Here is a 15,901-nt window from a genome sequence, read left to right as displayed (position 1 = left end):
GTATGGGAAGCGTTTGCCGAAACCGAGATCAGCTGACGCGGGCGAGGCCATCCTTGGCCGGCTGGTAGGTCGGGTCGAGGCGAACGGCTTCCTTATAGGATTTCGCGGCTTTCGCCTTGTCACCGCGCCGCTCGTAGATCAGCGCCTGGTTGGCCCAGGCCTCGGCGTTCTTGCCGTCGAGCTTGATCGCCATGTTGAAATCGGAGAAGGCGTTGTCCTCGTCATTGGTCGCCAGATAGGAGAGGCCGCGGCCGTTGTAGGGCTCGGCGGCGTCCGGCGCCAGCGAGATGGCGGTCGAGAAATCCTCGATGGCGAATTTGTGCTGGCCCTGGCTCTGATAGATCAGGCCTCGATTGTGGTAGGCGCGCGCGTCGGTCGTATCGAGCTGGATCGCCTTCTGAAAGTCGTTGAAGGCGTCCTGGGTGCGACCCGCCTTGCGGTAGAGATTGCCGCGGCCGATATAGGCGGCGTCATAGTTCGAGTTGATCTGGATCGAACGGTTGTAGTCCGCGAGCGCGGCTTCCTGGTTGCCGAGGAAGCGCTGGATGAGCGCACGATTCGAATAGGCCTGGAAGAAATTCGGATTGAGCTGGATGGCTTGATTGAAATCCTTGAGCGCCGCCTGGTACTGACCGCCACGGCCATAGGCCGAGCCGCGCACATTGTAGCCTTCGGGATCCTGGGGATTGCGCTGGATGACCGCCGACAGCGAGGAAATGTTCTCGCTCGAGCCTTGCGCCTTGTCGATGTTGTTGAATTCACCGGTCGGGCCCGCCGTTTGGCAGCCGGCAAGCGCCAGTCCGGAGAGCAGGGCCGCTGTCAGGGCGAAACCACGCAATGCGGTCCCGCGCTCCACGCTCGTTGCGTTCATGTCTGCCCTGTCCTCACTTCAAGCCGCGTCGTTCAGATCCGGCTCCCCCTCCGGACCGGTCACATCAAAACAAAAAGGTGGCGGCGATTCCACATCGCGCCACCTCTGATATCCTTCGAAAAGGACGAAAAATTGGCGTTAGAACCGCGGCGGACGCGGAGCGCCAGCTGCACCACCAGCGGCGCCGGCAGCAACAGGGCGCGGCGTCATCGGCAGCAGGCCTTCGCGCTGGGCGCGCTTGCGGGCCAGCTTGCGGGCGCGGCGAACGGCTTCAGCCTTTTCGCGGGCGCGCTTCTCGGACGGCTTCTCGTAGTGACCGCGCATCTTCATTTCGCGGAAAATGCCCTCGCGCTGCATCTTCTTCTTGAGAGCGCGAAGCGCCTGATCAACGTTATTGTCGCGGACGAGTACCTGCACGGGCAATCCTGTCTTTCGGGTTTGATATCAACAGGCAAGCGATCATAGCCGCTAGCCTCCGCGGCGGTTTACACCACGAATTGTGGCGGCTGATAGCAGAATCATGCCGCGCTGTCCACAGCGGAAATGAATTTGCGGTGCCAGCCGCAGTCTGTTTGCCTTGAGATAAGGAGCCGACTAGGCCGTCGCGAGGTGCAGCCGCTCGAAATCCTCGAAGAACTCGCCGTAGTCGCAGGTGATCTCCTCGCCCACGGCGATGTCGCGGGTCGCGGTGGCCCCGCCATATTGCGAAAAATCCGTATTCGGATTGCTGGAATGGTTCATGAAGCGGCCATTGTCGACTTCATAGACCATGAAACCTGGCCGGTCGGGGCTGGGATAGGCATAGCGGTCGAGCAGTTCCCTGAGATGCGGGGGGGCCGCTTCGTATTTGTCCATGGGGACCAGTCGGTCGAAATCCGGATCGAGCCGCCAGATCGAAGCCCCTTTCCTGATCGGCTCCGCAGCGAACACGCCGACGCCTTCGATCGCACTCGCAGTCACATAGGTTCTGATCAGCAACATGGTTCCAGACCCCGCTTTTGGACAGAAACGGCATCGCCAAATCGCGGCGAAAAATCAAGACCGGCCGTCTGCCTGGCGGCTATGAACATGCATTCCGGACGCGAAAAGTCTTCACGTCCGGTTGATCGACACGCCGCCATCGGCAAACAGAGCGGCTCCGGTGGTAAAGCTCGAGGCATCGGAGGCGAGATAGAGCGCCGAGCGAGCGATCTCCTCCGGCATAGCGACACGCTTCAAAGCATGCAGGCCTTCGACGAAGGCCCGTGATTCCGGGGTCTTGAAGGTTGCCGCCGGCGTGTCTGTGCCGCCGGGCAGCAGCGCGTTGACCCGCACGCCTTTCGGGCCGTATTCGGCGGCCAGCACCTGTGTCAGTCCGATCAGGCCGGCCTTGCTTGCGGCATAACTGGTCATGCCTGGCATGCCGACTGTGTGGCCGACGAAGGTGGAGGTGAAGATCAGCGAACCACCGCCACGCTCGACCATTGCCGGCACCTGGTATTTGGCGCCGAGAAACGCGCTGGTGAGATTGGTGTCGAGCGTCTCGCGCCAGCCTTCCAGCGGCAATTCGGCTATCGGTCTCATCAGGCCGACAGCGCCGGCATTGTTGAAGGCGATGTCGAGCCCGCCGAATTTTTCGACCGCCAGATCGACAAGGGCCTTTGCGTAGGCTTCGTCGCGGACATCGCCGGCAAGCGCGATGGCGATGCCATCGGCATCCGCGATTTCGGCGACAAGCGCGTCGAGCTCGGCCTGGCGGCGAGCGGCGACGATGACCTTGGCGCCTTCCTCGGCAAAGAGTTTTGCCGTGGCGCGGCCGATGCCGGAACTGGCGCCGGTGACGATGGCGACCTTGTTGGCGAGTGCGAACATTTTTGCATCCTTTTCTTCGCGCCGGCTTGACCGGCAGTTGGGATGCTTGGTCGCAGATCGAGGCAAAGCGAGCCACCCGATACTCGCCAAGATGCTGGAAAGCGCCGACGCGCCGGATGCGTCTTTTTCACCACGGCGCAAAACGGCAAGCGCCGTCGCAAACAGCGCAAGGGTGGAAGCGCTGTTTCGCTAGTGATACACCTCGCGCGCCGGGACCGAATGAACGCCGGCCGCCATTCGCGAAGCCTTTTTGGGGCGAGGTTGGGACGTTGAAGAAATATTCGGTATTCGCCATCGCCCGTGAAGCCATGCGCGGCCACAAGGGCTGGGAAGAACAGTGGTCCTCGCCTGAGCCCAGGAAAGAATACGACGTCATCATCGTCGGCGCCGGCGGCCATGGCCTGGCCACCGCCTATTACCTCGCCACGGTTCACGGCATCACCAATGTCGCGGTGCTGGAAAAGGGCTGGCTCGGCGGCGGCAACACAGGCCGCAACACCACCATCATCCGCTCCAACTATCTCTATGACGAGAGCGCCGGCATTTACGATCATGCGCTGAAGCTGTGGGATGGGCTGAGCCAGGAGCTCAACTATAACGTCATGTATTCGGCGCGCGGCGTCATGATGCTCGCGCACAATGTGCACGACGTGCAGGTGCTGAAGCGCCACGTGCACGCCAACCGGCTGAACGGTATCGACAATGAGTGGCTGACGCCGGAGCAGGCGAAGGAATTCTGCCCGCCGCTCAACACCTCCAAAGACGCGCGCTATCCGGTGGTCGGTGCGGCGCTGCAGCGGCGCGGCGGCACGGCGCGCCACGATGCGGTTGCCTGGGGCTATGCGCGCGGCGCCTCGGCGCGCGGCGTGCACATCATCCAGAATTGCGAGGTCACCGGGGTCAAGCGGGCGCCCAATGGCGCGGTCATGGGCGTCGACACGACACGCGGCTTCATTGGCGCCAAGAAGGTCGGCGTCGTTGCCGCCGGCCATTCCTCCGTCATCATGAATATGGCCGGCGTGCGCATGCCGCTGGAAAGCTATCCGCTGCAGGCGCTGGTGTCGGAACCGGTCAAGCCGGTGGTGCCCTGCGTGGTCATGTCGAACACGGTGCACGCCTATATCTCGCAGTCCGACAAGGGCGAGCTGGTGATCGGCGCCGGCACCGACCAGTATGTCTCCTATTCGCAGACCGGCGGCCTGCACATATTGCAGCACACGCTGGACGCCATCTGCGAGATGTTCCCGATCTTCACGCGCATGAAGATGCTGCGCTCGTGGGGCGGCATCGTCGACGTCACGCCCGACCGCTCGCCGATCCTGGCCAAGACGCCGGTGCCCGGCCTCTATGTCAATTGCGGCTGGGGCACCGGCGGCTTCAAGGCGACGCCGGGCTCGGGCCATGTCTTTGCCCACACCATCGCCAAAGACGATCCGCATCCGATCAATGCGCCCTTCACCATCGAGCGCTTCCGCACCGGCCGGCTCATCGACGAGGCGGCGGCGGCGGCGGTGGCGCACTGATGATGGCTGGGATGGCTGTCGCGATGCCGCTGATTCTGGCGGGGGAACACGTGCTGGCGGGGGAACGGGGCATGTTCCATTTTCCGTCGGCTGACGAAGTGCGCACGCAACCGATCAGCCGCACCGGCAACGAGACCGTCTGGCCGTTTTCGGTCGACGACGGCACGCTGGCCTGCGTCTGGAGCGGCGGCCAGCGGGTGGTGATGTTCTTCGAGAGACGTCCCGAAGGGCTTGACGAAGACGAGACATTCCAGCCGCGTCAAGTCATCGTCACCACCGATCCGATGCAACTCACTCTCGGCAACATGGCGTCGCGCGATCTGTTTCGTCCCGCTGCAAGCGTGGAGGAACGCATCCGGCTCGTCGCGCCGTTCGCGACCCTGGGACAGAAGCTTTGCGATCAACCGGCGGGCGCCCGCGTCGGCCACGGCGAATTGTAGGAACGAACAAATGCTTCTCATCCGCTGCCCCTATTGCGAGGAAGAGCGTCCGGAACTCGAGTTCCGCAACGCCGGCGAGGCGCATATCGCGCGCTCGGCCAATATGGCCGGCGAGAGCGACGACGATTTCGAAAAGTTCTTTTTCATCCGCTCCAACCCCAAGGGCATCATCTATGAGCGGTGGCGGCACATGCATGGCTGCGCGCGTTTCTTCAATGCCGTGCGCGACACCGTCACCGACAGGTTCGTCATGACCTACAAGGCCGGCGAACCCAAACCCTCCAAGCTGCCGGGAGTTGGCAAATGAGCGGCGCGTCGTACCGCATTTCCGGCGCCGGCCGCTTCAGCCAAGCCAAGACCGCGCGTTTCAGCTTCGATGGCCAGTCCTATGCCGGCATCGAGGGCGACACGCTGGCCTCGGCGCTGCTCGCCAATGGCGTCCATCTGGTCGGCCGTTCGTTCAAGTACCACCGTCCGCGCGGCATCCTGTCGGCGGGCGCCGAGGAGCCGAACGCGCTGGTCGAAATCAGGCGCGACGCGGCACGCAAGACGCCGAACGTGCGCGCGACCGTGCAGGAACTTTATGACGGGCTCGACGCGCAGTCGCAGAACCGCTGGCCGTCGCTGTCCTTCGACGTCGGTGCGGTCAACGACATCGCGTCGCCGATGTTTTCGGCCGGCTTCTACTACAAGACCTTCATGTGGCCGAAGGCGGCATGGAAGAGCCTGTACGAGCCAAAGATCCGCGCCGCGGCCGGTCTTGGCGTTTCCCCGGACCAGCCCGATCCCGACCATTATTCGTCACGCTATGCGCATTGCGACGTGCTGGTGCTGGGCGGCGGTGCGGCGGGCATCGCTGCGGCATTGGCAGCGGCGGAGACCGGCGTGCGCGTCATCCTCGCCGACGAGCAGGCCGAGTTCGGCGGCAGCCTGCGTTTCGAGAGCGGCGCGAAAATCGACGGCCAGGACGGTTTCGCCTGGGCGCAAGCTGCGGTGGCGAAGCTCGCCGCGATGGACAATGTCCGCGTGCTCCCGCGCACGACGGCGTTCGGTTATTACGCGCAGAATTTCGTCGGCCTGGTCGAGCGTGTTAGCGATCATCTGAAGGCTCCTGGCCACGATCTGGCGCGCGAGCGGCTGTGGCAGGTCAGGGCCAAGCGCGTGGTGCTGGCCTCGGGCGCCATCGAGCGCCATATGGTGTTTGCCGACAACGACCGCCCGGGCATCATGCTGGCGGGTGCCGCGCGCACCTATCTCAACCACTATGGCGTCGCGGTCGGCAGGAATGTCGGCGTCTACACCGCCAATGATTCCGCCTATGCAGCGGCGATCGACCTGAAGAAGGCCGGCGTCAACGTGGCGGCGATCGTCGATTTGCGCGACAATCCGACCGGACCGGTGATCGACGAGGCGAGGGCGCTCGGCATCGAGGTCAATTTCGGCCGCGCGGTGATCCGCGCCGGCGGCAAGCTGCGCGTTTCCTCGATGACGGTGCAGCCGAAGAATGGCGGCGGCGAACGCACCATTCCAGTCGACGCGATCCTGATGTCGGCCGGCTGGACGCCGTCGGTGCATCTGTTCTCGCAGTCGCGCGGCAAGGTCGCCTTCAACGACGAGACCAAGCGCTTCGTGCCGGGCACCTATGCGCAGGATTGTGTCTCTGTCGGCGCCTGCAATGGTACCGACGGCCTATCGGCGACGGTCGACGAGGCCTATGCCGCGGGCGCCAAAGCGGCCAGGGATGCGGGCGCGAAAACCGCCAAGGGTACGAAGCCGAAGGTCGACACCTCCGAGAGCTGGTCGCGCGGCATGCTGGGTGCGGCTCCTGGCGCCGGGCCGGACACCACGGTGAAGGCGTTTGTCGACTTCCAGAACGACGTCACCGCCAAGGATATCCGCCAGGCGGTGCACGAAGGCATGCGCTCGATCGAGCACGTCAAGCGCTTCACCACCAACGGCATGGCCACCGATCAGGGCAAGACCTCCAACATGCACGGCCTGGCGATTGCCGCCGAGATGCTGGGAAAGCCGATCCCGGAGGTCGGCCTGACCACGTTCCGGGCGCCCTATACGCCGGTGACCTTCGGCACGATCGTCAGCCATGCGCGCGGGCCGCTGTTCGATCCGACGCGTAAAACGGCGATCCATCCCTGGGCCGAGGCGCAAGGCGCGGTGTTCGAGGACGTCGGCCAGTGGAAGCGCGCCTGGTATTTCCCCAAGGCGGGCGAGGACATGCACGCCGCGGTCGACCGCGAATGCGTCGCCGTGCGCAAGACGGCCGGCCTGTTCGATGCCTCGACGCTCGGCAAGATCGAAGTGGTCGGGCCGGATGCGGCCAAGTTCATGGAACTGCTCTACACCAACCCATGGGAGAAGCTGGAACCCGGCCGCTGCCGCTACGGCATCATGCTGCGCGAGGATGGCTTCATCTATGATGACGGCGTCGTCGGCAGGCTGGCGCCCGACCGCTTCCATGTGACGACGACGACCGGCGGTGCGCCGCGCGTCATGAACCATATGGAGGACTATCTCCAGACCGAGTTCCCGCATCTCAATGTCTGGCTGACCTCGATCACCGAGCAGTGGGCGGTCATCGCCGTGCAGGGACCCAAGTCGCGCGACATCATCGCGCCGCTGGTCGAAGGCATCGACATGTCGGACGAGGCGCTGCCGCACATGTCGGTGCGCGAAGGCAAGATCTGCGGCGTGCCGACGCGGCTGTTCCGCATGTCGTTCACCGGCGAGCGCGGCTTCGAGGTCAATGTGCCGGCCGACTATGGCCAGGCGGTCTGGGAAGCGCTGTGGGCCGAAGGCCAGAAGCACGGTGCGGCTGCTTATGGCACCGAGGCGATGCACGTGCTGCGCGCCGAAAAGGGCTACATCATCGTCGGCCAGGACACCGATGGCACGGTAACGCCGAACGACGCCGGCCTCGACTGGGCGGTCGGCAAGAAGAAGACCGATTTCGTCGGCATCCGCGGCCTGACTCGGCCGGACCTTGTCGCCAAGGGCCGCAAGCAGCTGGTGGGCCTCAAGACCAAAGATCCCAAGGTGGTGCTCGAAGAAGGCGCGCAGATCGTCGAGGATCCGAAGCAGGCGATCCCGATGAAGATGATCGGCCATGTCACTTCGAGCTACTGGTCGGAAAATTGCGGCCGCTCGATCGCGCTGGCGCTGGTCGCCGGCGGCCGCGACCGGATGGGCGACACGCTCTACGTGCCGATGCCGAACGGGGTGATCGAAGTGGAGGTTACCGGCATGGTGTTCTTCGACGAGACGGGAGGGCGCCTCAATGGCTAAGGCCGCTTCAAGGAAGACGACGCCAGCTGCATCGTCTTCGGTAGAACGCCGTCCGGCGCTGGCCGGTCGCAGCACCACTGCCGCCGCCGTCAAGGTCGAGGTGCTGCCGCCGGCCGAGCGCATTTCGCTGCGTGCGCCGGAGGCTTCGGCCGCAGCGCTTTCGAAGGCGCTCGGCGTGACCTTGCCGAAAAAGCCGAAGACATCCGCCTCGAAGGGTGGGCGCATCGCTCTGTGGCTCGGCCCCGACGAATGGCTTGTCATCGATGAGGCCGGCAACGATCCGCTCGCCGATTGCGCCAAAATATCCGCGCCGCATTCGGCGGTTGGCGTCTCGCATCGCAACATCGCGATATCAGTGACGGGCACTGGGGCAGCGGCGACGATCAATGCGGGCTGCCCGCAAGACCTGTCGCTCGACGCGTTCCCGGTTGGAGCGGCGTCGCGCACCATCCTGGGCAAGACCGAGATCGTGCTGTTGCGCACAGCCGCCGATGCCTTCCGGGTCGAATGCTGGCGTTCCTTCTCGGACTATGTCTTTACTTTCCTGTCCGAGGGATCGCGCGACGCGGCGGTCTGAACTCGGAACGTTTTGCAGGGCACGCTCGTTCTGCATCCGCACGCCGAGGGAGAAATGCCGATGCCGTCGAATTCCGCGCCGAAGTCGCCGGTCAAAAAGACATCGGCCGTCCGCTCGCTCGAACATGAGCGACATGAAGCCCCGAGCGCCGAAGAGGAACTCGAGGAAGGCCTTGAAGACACGTTCCCGGCCAGCGATCCGGTATCCATTACCGGAACCGCCATCCCCGGCGCACCGGCGAAACCGGGCAAGGCCAAGACCGTGCCGGGGCGCAAGAAGCGCAAGACCTAGTATTCCATCGGGCCAGATCGCATCGGACCTTCTCAATCTCCTTGGGCGTGCTATTTAAAGCGCTTTGGGAGATGAAAATGCCGACAAAAGCGATCGTTTGGGGCGAGAATGTCCACGAGCAGACCAATGAAGCCGTGCGCGAACTCTATCCCTTGGGGATGCACGGCACCATCGCCGCCGCGCTCAACCAGGACAAGGGCATCGAGGCGACCACCGCCACCTTGCAGGAGCCCGAGCACGGCCTGAGCGAAAAGCGCCTGGCGGCCACCGACGTGCTTTTGTGGTGGGGCCACGCGGCGCATGGCGAGGTCAAGGACGAGATCGTCGAGCGGGTGCAGAAGCGAGTGTGGGAAGGGATGGGCCTGATCGTGCTCCATTCCGGTCACTACTCGAAGATATTCAAGCGGCTGATGGGCACGCCATGTTCGCTGAAATGGCGCGAGGCGGGCGAGCGCGAGCGCGTCTGGGCGATCAACCGCGGCCACCCGATCGCGCAAGGCATTGGCGAGTGCCTGGAGATCGGCGAGACCGAAATGTATGGCGAGCCGTTCGCGGTGCCGGAGCCGCTGGAGACGGTGTTCGTCTCCTGGTACGAGGGCGGCGAGGTGTTCCGGTCCGGGCTGACGTACCAGCGCGGCGCGGGACGGATCTTCTACTTCTCGCCCGGCCACGAGACCTATCCGATCTATCACAATGAGGGCGTGCAGCAGGTGCTGCGCAACGCCGTCCATTGGGCGCACAATCCGGCCCCGGCCTGGTCCGGCATCACCAATGCGCCGAACGTGCCGACGGATGCGGCCAAGGAGAAGATCGTGCAGAAGGGGCTGCGCCTGCATGCCGATGGCGACAAGGGCCTGAGCTGATCGGGGCGGCCTGAGCTGATCGGGGCCTGAGTTGCCCAAGGCGTGAGTTGATTTTGGGGGCTTGGGGCTAATGCATCGAATTCTTCTGCTCGGCACCGGCGGTATCGCCGGGCATCATGTCGAGGAGTTTGCCGGGATTCCCGGCTGCAGCATCGTCGCCTGTGTCGACCAGGTGCCCGGTCGCGCTGCGGCGTTCGCCGCGGCCAGCGAGATCGGCGATTCTTTCGAGAGCCTGGAGGCGGCGATCGCCTGGGGCCAGTTCGATGCCGCCATCAACGCGACGCCGGATGGTGCGCATAGGGCGACGACGCTGGCGCTGCTCGGCGTGGGAAAACATGTGTTTTGCGAAAAGCCGCTGGCGCCGAATCATGCCGACGCACTTGCTATGACCGAAGCGGCCGAGGCTGCCGGGGTGATCAACATGGTCAACCTTACCTATCGCAACTCACCGGCGATCCACGAGGCGCGGCGCATGGTTCAGGCCGGCGCGATCGGCGCGTTGCGCCATGTCGAGGCGAGCTACCGGCAAAGCTGGCTGGTCAGCAAATCATGGGGTGACTGGCGGGTCGAGGACAAATGGCTGTGGCGCTTGTCCAGCCGGCACGGTTCGACCGGCGTGCTGGGCGATGTCGGCATCCATATCCTGGATTTCGCCACCTATGGCGCCGGCCAGGATATCGTCAGCCTGCATGCCGATCTGGTGACGTTTCCGAAGGCCGAGGGCGAGCGCATCGGCGACTATGTGCTGGACGCCAATGACAGCGTGGCAATGACGGCGCGGCTCGAGTGCGGCGCGCTCGCCACGATCGTGGCGAGCCGCTACATGACCGGTCACGCCAACGATTTGTCGCTGGCCCTGCACGGCACCCAGGGCGCCATCAAGGTCGAGACCGACGGCAAGGCATCGAGCCTGTCGGCCTGCCTCGGCGGGGATGTCGATCTTCAGCGCTGGCGGACTTTGGATCTGCCCAGTGTCAAGCGCAATGCGCGACGCTTTGCCGATGCGCTGGATGCAGGCCGGAATGGCGATCCGTCGTTCCGGCGCGCCGCCGACATGCAGAAGCTGATCGACGCAGCCTTTGAGAGTTCAGCAGCGAAGCTGCCGATTTCGGTCGCTTGAAGCTGGCCGGCTTGTGCCGGCCAGACGCGATCTTTGCCGATATCAGAATGCGCTCGGCACAATCCACGGATTGATGCTGATGCCGAGCCGCGGGCCCTTGCCTTCAGCGGTGTTTTCCGTGGCACCCTTCTTCTCGACCGAACCGGTCGAAGCGCAATCGAGCTTCAGGTTGGTCTTGGTGTCAACGCAGGCCGCCACCGGCGCATGCTTGACCGGATGGGTGGTGTTGGCGGCGAAAGCCGAGCCCGAAAGTGCCAGCACGGCGGCGAGGGTGAGGAGTGTCTTTTTCATTGTCAGTCTCCGGTCTCCGGGTCGAATTCAATTCGTACCGACGGGTGAATTTTTCTCGTACATGTACGATAGACTGTACATATACGCCGTCGATTGGGAATTCAAGAGAAAACCGTACGCGTACGATAAATTTTTCGTTAACCAAGAAATCCCCCTTGGGTCTGGCTGGGGCGGAGAGAAAATATGGAAATGAAAGGGAACGGCGTTCAGCAGTTGACCGGTGTCTCGGTCAACGGCGGGACGTTTTGCGTGCTGAGCGTGGCGAGCGTGAAATCGCACATCCGCTTCACGAAGGCCTGCGGGTCGCCGAAGGGGTAGAATGGAAAGGTGATGAGCAGCGAGATCGTGCCGTGGCCGACCGCCCACAGCATGGTGGCGATGGCGCGCGGATCGCCCTGCAATTTTCCGGCGGCAACGCAGGCCTCGACCCGGCTGATCAGCGCCTTCATCGCCGGGTTGCTCTCTTCCATGTCGTCGTAGCTCCTGCCTTCCGGCAGCTTGGTCTTTTCGGTCATGAATACGGTGCGGTATTCGTTGGGATTGCCGAGCCCGAAGGCGGCATATTCCGTCATCACCGCCTGCAAGGCTGCGATCGGATCGTCGGACGGATGCTCCTCGATGCGGCGAGCAAGCGTCTCGAATGCGTCCTCGGCCAGAGCGAACAGGATGTCCTGCTTGTCGGCGAAGTAGGAATAGACGGACATCGGGGCGTAGCCGACCCGCTTGGCCAGCTTGCGGATGGTCAGGCCCTCATAGCCCTCTTCCTGGACAAGCTTATGCGCGGCCTCGAGCAATTCGGAGCGCAGTTCTGCTTTTTGTTTCTCGCGGCGTGTCTGGACGCTCTGCGGCAAGATCTGGTGCCTTCGGTTGGGTTGGTGACTGGCTAAATTATATACGCTGTACGGAAACGGACAAGGGCAGGGGAAGTTCCCAAACGGTATGCTTCGGATCGTGCCGACGCTTGTCGTAATTTGGCAGCCCCGTGATCAGCACCGTTCCTCTGTCGAAACGGCCCATCACGCCTCCCTGTCGATCAGTTCTGCGGCAAGACACGAAAGCAGTTTCACCGCCTCGCCATAGGTTTTCGCCTTCTCGGGATTGGAGGCGTTGCCGTCCAGGGCCCGCTTGAAGACGCCCTGGCAGATGGCGGCCAGCCGGAAGAAGGAAAAGGCGAGGAAGAACGTCCAGTTGCCGATACCGGTGAGCCCGCGCCGCCGGCAGTAGGCGGCGACGTAGTCCTCTTCGGAAGGCAGGCCGAGTGCGGAACGATCGATACCGCCCAGGCCGCGAAAGCCGGAAGCGTGCGGCAGCCGCCATTGCATGCATTGATAGGCGATATCGGCGAAGGGGTGGCCTGATGTCGAAAGTTCCCAGTCGAGCACTGCCAGAACCGTTGGCCGGTCCGGCGCGAAGATCAGATTGTCCAGCCGGTAGTCGCCATGGACCAGTGAGATCCGGCCGTCATCTACGGGCATATGCGTTTCCAACCAGGCAATCAGCCGGTCCATGTCGGCGACGGTGCCGGTTTCCGAGGCACGGTACTGGCTCGTCCAGCGCGCCAGTTGGCGCTCGAAATAATTGCCCGGCCGGCCGAAATCGCCGAGCCCCACAGTCTCGACATCGACCTCGTGCAGGGCGGCGAGGGTGTCGTTCATGGCATCGTAGATGGCGGCGCGTTCATCATTGTCGCCAGCCTCCGGCAGGGCCGGATCCCAGAAAATGCGGCCGTCGAGGAAATCCATCACGTAGAACATGCGGCCGATGGGCGAGCCTTCCGCCGACAGGTGCAGCATGGCAGGCACAGGCACGGCGGTGCCGGCAAGCGCGCTCATCACCCTGAATTCGCGGTCGACCTGGTGCGCCGATTTCAGCAATTGCCCCGGCGGCTTGGCGCGCAGCACGTAACGGCCGCTTGCCGCCGTCAAAAGGTAGGTCGGGTTCGATTGGCCGGATTTGAACTTCTCGACTGCAGCAAGCCCGGAAAAGCCCGGTATGTTCGCCTCGAGGTAAGGCGCAAGCGCTGCCTGGTCGACAACGGGATCACTCATGCCGTCTCGGGCTGGCGTTCGATCAAGGTCAGCGTCAGCCAGCGCGCGGTCAGTGCCGGCTTCTTCGAACCCTCGATCTCGATCGTCACGTCATGCGCGGTCTGCACCCAGCCCGACGGCCTGACCTTGACGTCGGCCAGCACGAAACGGGTGCGGATGCGCGCGCCGGTTTTCACCGGCGCCAGGAAGCGCAGCGAATCGAAGCCGTGGTTGACGCCCATCTTGCCGTTTTCCAGCGGCGGCATGGTCTCGAAGGTCATCGCCGATAACAGCGACAGCGACAGGAAGCCGTGCGCGATGGTGCCGCCGAACGGCGTTTCACGCATCGCCCGCTCCGGATCGCAGTGGATGAACTGATGGTCGTCCGTGGCGTCGGCGAACTGGTCGATCATGCGTTGCGTGACCACCCGCCACGGCGACACGCCGACCTCCTTGCCGACACTGGCCAGAAGCACATCGAGACTGATCGGTTCCACGCTCATGTCCTCCAGTTCACCCCCGGCTTCTGTGGCCGGAAAATGTCATTCCTTGAACAAGGTCAGCCCATGCTGCACCGACTGTCCGCCATCGATCGGCAGGATGGCGCCAGTGACATAGCTGCCTGCACGGCTGCACAAATAGAGCGTTGCGCCGGCAATGTCATCCGGTGCGCCGATACGGCCGATCGGAACATGGCTGCCGACGTGCCTGGCCTGTTCCTCTGTCGCGGTGGCAAATGCCGTCATCCGGCTCTGGAAGGGGCCGGGGGCAAAGGCGTTGACGGTGATGCGGCGGGCGGCGAACTCGAGCGCCAGTGTGCGCGTCAGATGATGAACCGCAGCCTTCGAGGCGGTGTAGGAATAGGCGTCGTCGGCCAGCGGCTGCGTGCCCATCACCGAACCGAGGTTGATCACCCTGGCCGGATCGGCGTCGCTGGCGGCGGCGTCGAGCAGCGGCAGCAATTCACGGGTCAGGTGGAAAACCGCGGTGACGTTGACGCCAAACACCTTGGCCCATGCCGAATAGGGGAAGCTTTCCAGCGGCGCGCCCCAGGAGACGCCGGCGTTGTGTTCAGCCGTTCGGTGCGCGATTTGACCCCGGCGACGAGTGCGGCGACGCCGGCTTCGCTGGAAACGTCGCCGACGAAGCCGTCGGCCCGGCCCGGTGCACCAAGCTGGTTCAACTCTTCGGCGACCTTGATACAATCCTCGCCCTTGCGCGACGCGATCATCACGCTGGCGCCGGCCTTGACCAGCGCGGTCGCCGCCATGCGGCCGATGCCGGTCGCGGCACCCGTCACCAGCGCGGTCTTGCCGGCCACCGAAAACAGTTCGTCCAGATAGCTCATCACAATTCTCCGCGCTCGGCATGCGGGCAAACAGTTCGTTGACAAGGCTATCCGAAGTACGGTCATCCTTGCCACTGACAAAATGCCTGGCGTGTATGAAGGGTTAGCGACCGATGACGGAGATGAATCTCGGCATGACCGAGCGGCTGAAGCCAATCCACGCGCGCGTCGCGGCCATGGTGCGCGACGAGATCATGCCGCTCGACCATGAATTCCTCAGCGAAGTGGGCAAGGCAGGCAGCCGCTGGGTCTACAGTGCGCGTCAGAGCGAGATCCTCGAAGGGCTGAAGAAGACCGCAAGAGAGCGCGGCCTGTGGAATTTCTGGCTGACCGGCTCGGAACGCGGCTATGGCCTTTCCACTGTCGAGTACGCCTATCTGGCCGAAGAGATGGGCAAGGCGCATCTCGGCGCCGAGACCTTCAACTGCTCGGCGCCCGACACCGGCAACATGGAGGTGCTGGAGCGATACGGCTCGGCCGACCACAAGAAAGCATGGCTGGAACCGCTGCTCGACGGCAAGATCCGCTCGGCCTATCTGATGACCGAGCCGGATGTCGCTTCATCCGATGCCACCAACATTGCCATGCGTTGTGAACGCCACGGCGGCGACTATGTGCTCAATGGCGAGAAATGGTGGGCTTCGGGCGCCGGCGATCCGCGCTGCGCCATCTACATCGTCATGGTCAGGACCGGGGGCGATGACGAGCCGCAGCACCGCCGCCATTCGATGATCCTGGTGCCATCAGACACCAAAGGCGTGACCAAGGTGCGGGCCATGCAGGTCTATGGCGATGACGACGCGCCGCATGGCCACATGCATCTTCGCTTCGACAATGTGCGCGTACCGGCGTCGAACCTGATCCTCGGCGAGGGCAGGGGGTTCGAGATCGCGCAAGGGCGGCTCGGTCCCGGCCGCATCCACCACTGCATGCGCGCCATCGGACAGGCCGAGATGGCGCTCGAGATGCTGTGCCAGCGTTCCGTGCGCCGCGAGGCCTTCGGCCAGAAGCTGGCAAAGCTCGGCGCCAATTTCGACATCATCGCCGAATGCCGCATGGAGATCGAGATGGCGCGGCTGCTCTGCCTCAAGGCGGCGTGGATGATCGACCAGGGCGATGCGCGGGCTGCTGCTCCCTGGATCAGCCAGATCAAGGTGATCGCACCGCGCGTCGCGCTCAAGGTCACCGACGAGGCGGTGCAGATGTTCGGCGCGCAAGGCATCAGCCAGGACACACCGCTGGCGCGGTCGTGGACGCATCTGCGGACCTTGCGCCTTGCCGACGGGCCGGACGCCGTGCATCGCCGTCAGGTGGCGCGGACGGAGTTGAGGAAATACACGCAGGAGAAGGTCTGAGCGCCGGCATCGTCATGCGGGCGCGACCCGAGGCTCGAGCGAGG

At 63.9% G+C, this 15,901-nt stretch carries 17 protein-coding genes and 1 pseudogene; 9 read left to right on the top strand and 9 right to left on the bottom strand.

Features of this window, described 5'->3' with window-relative positions; all coding sequences use genetic code 11:
- Positions 1-28: 28 nt before the first annotated feature.
- The 4 genes from P3C39_RS24950 to P3C39_RS24935 all read right to left on the bottom strand — a co-directional run bounded on the left by P3C39_RS24950 (position 29) and on the right by P3C39_RS24935 (position 2,722).
- Complete coding sequence (locus P3C39_RS24950; RefSeq protein ID WP_013529652.1) at positions 29-871, bottom strand: tetratricopeptide repeat protein; 843 nt, start codon at positions 869-871, stop codon at positions 29-31.
- A gap of 138 nt (positions 872-1,009) precedes the next feature.
- Positions 1,010-1,288: a 30S ribosomal protein S21 gene (gene rpsU / locus P3C39_RS24945; protein ID WP_013529653.1), complete on the bottom strand. Its 279-nt coding sequence runs from the start codon at positions 1,286-1,288 to the stop codon at positions 1,010-1,012.
- 177 nt (positions 1,289-1,465) lie between these two features.
- Positions 1,466-1,852 (bottom strand): SET domain-containing protein-lysine N-methyltransferase, encoded by a 387-nt coding sequence (locus tag P3C39_RS24940; RefSeq protein WP_063168976.1) that lies wholly within the window; start codon positions 1,850-1,852, stop codon positions 1,466-1,468.
- Between the two features lie 111 nt (positions 1,853-1,963).
- On the bottom strand, positions 1,964-2,722 hold the full coding sequence (locus P3C39_RS24935) for an SDR family oxidoreductase (protein WP_224675280.1): 759 nt from the start codon (positions 2,720-2,722) through the stop codon (positions 1,964-1,966).
- A gap of 269 nt (positions 2,723-2,991) precedes the next feature.
- Here P3C39_RS24935 and P3C39_RS24930 point away from each other — a divergent pair, with 269 nt between their 5' ends.
- From P3C39_RS24930 to P3C39_RS24895, 8 genes are all read left to right on the top strand, one after another.
- Positions 2,992-4,245 carry a sarcosine oxidase subunit beta gene (locus P3C39_RS24930; protein WP_127259922.1) on the top strand — a complete coding sequence of 418 codons (1,254 nt, stop codon included), beginning with the start codon at positions 2,992-2,994 and terminating at the stop codon, positions 4,243-4,245.
- Positions 4,245-4,685 (top strand): hypothetical protein, encoded by a 441-nt coding sequence (locus P3C39_RS24925; RefSeq protein WP_224675281.1) that lies wholly within the window; start codon positions 4,245-4,247, stop codon positions 4,683-4,685. The genes P3C39_RS24930 and P3C39_RS24925 overlap by 1 nt, the downstream gene beginning before the upstream one ends.
- 10 nt (positions 4,686-4,695) lie before the next feature.
- Positions 4,696-4,992 carry a sarcosine oxidase subunit delta gene (locus P3C39_RS24920; RefSeq protein ID WP_013529658.1) on the top strand — a complete coding sequence of 99 codons (297 nt, stop codon included), beginning with the start codon at positions 4,696-4,698 and terminating at the stop codon, positions 4,990-4,992.
- The gene (locus P3C39_RS24915) at positions 4,989-7,985 is read left to right on the top strand and encodes a sarcosine oxidase subunit alpha (protein WP_275954492.1); all 2,997 of its coding nucleotides are present in this window, start codon (positions 4,989-4,991) and stop codon (positions 7,983-7,985) included. The genes P3C39_RS24920 and P3C39_RS24915 overlap by 4 nt, the downstream gene beginning before the upstream one ends.
- Entirely contained in the window at positions 7,978-8,562 is a 585-nt protein-coding gene (locus P3C39_RS24910; protein WP_275954491.1) for a sarcosine oxidase subunit gamma, read from the top strand. The genes P3C39_RS24915 and P3C39_RS24910 overlap by 8 nt, the downstream gene beginning before the upstream one ends.
- Before the next feature lie 60 nt (positions 8,563-8,622).
- Positions 8,623-8,853, top strand: coding sequence for a hypothetical protein (locus P3C39_RS24905; RefSeq protein WP_024502775.1), 231 nt, complete (start codon positions 8,623-8,625; stop codon positions 8,851-8,853).
- Positions 8,854-8,930: 77 nt separating this feature from the next.
- Entirely contained in the window at positions 8,931-9,716 is a 786-nt protein-coding gene (locus P3C39_RS24900; protein ID WP_224675284.1) for a ThuA domain-containing protein, read from the top strand.
- 70 nt (positions 9,717-9,786) lie between these two features.
- Positions 9,787-10,836 carry a Gfo/Idh/MocA family oxidoreductase gene (locus P3C39_RS24895; protein WP_275954489.1) on the top strand — a complete coding sequence of 350 codons (1,050 nt, stop codon included), beginning with the start codon at positions 9,787-9,789 and terminating at the stop codon, positions 10,834-10,836.
- A gap of 42 nt (positions 10,837-10,878) precedes the next feature.
- On the opposite strand, the gene P3C39_RS24890 is transcribed toward P3C39_RS24895, so the two are convergent.
- From P3C39_RS24890 to P3C39_RS24870, 5 genes and pseudogenes are all read right to left on the bottom strand, one after another.
- Positions 10,879-11,127, bottom strand: coding sequence for a DUF680 domain-containing protein (locus P3C39_RS24890; RefSeq protein ID WP_013529664.1), 249 nt, complete (start codon positions 11,125-11,127; stop codon positions 10,879-10,881).
- Positions 11,128-11,333: 206 nt separating this feature from the next.
- Positions 11,334-11,978 carry a TetR/AcrR family transcriptional regulator gene (locus tag P3C39_RS24885; protein ID WP_013529665.1) on the bottom strand — a complete coding sequence of 215 codons (645 nt, stop codon included), beginning with the start codon at positions 11,976-11,978 and terminating at the stop codon, positions 11,334-11,336.
- A gap of 165 nt (positions 11,979-12,143) precedes the next feature.
- Positions 12,144-13,175, bottom strand: a complete 1,032-nt coding sequence (locus P3C39_RS24880; RefSeq protein WP_013529667.1) for a phosphotransferase family protein — start codon at positions 13,173-13,175, stop codon at positions 12,144-12,146.
- Positions 13,172-13,657 (bottom strand): MaoC family dehydratase, encoded by a 486-nt coding sequence (locus tag P3C39_RS24875; RefSeq protein ID WP_263484965.1) that lies wholly within the window; start codon positions 13,655-13,657, stop codon positions 13,172-13,174. Before P3C39_RS24875 ends, P3C39_RS24880 begins: the two co-directional genes overlap by 4 nt.
- Before the next feature lie 39 nt (positions 13,658-13,696).
- Positions 13,697-14,502 (bottom strand): annotated as a pseudogene (locus tag P3C39_RS24870) (SDR family oxidoreductase).
- 113 nt (positions 14,503-14,615) lie between these two features.
- On the opposite strand from P3C39_RS24870, the gene P3C39_RS24865 reads away from it, so the two are divergent.
- On the top strand, positions 14,616-15,857 hold the full coding sequence (locus tag P3C39_RS24865; RefSeq protein ID WP_063173066.1) for an acyl-CoA dehydrogenase family protein: 1,242 nt from the start codon (positions 14,616-14,618) through the stop codon (positions 15,855-15,857).
- Positions 15,858-15,901 lie beyond the last annotated feature (44 nt).

The sequence above is a fragment of the Mesorhizobium sp. XAP4 genome (assembly GCF_029269325.1).
Classification (GTDB): Bacteria; Pseudomonadota; Alphaproteobacteria; order Rhizobiales; family Rhizobiaceae; genus Mesorhizobium; species Mesorhizobium ciceri.
This window is presented reverse-complemented; position numbering and strand designations above follow the sequence as displayed.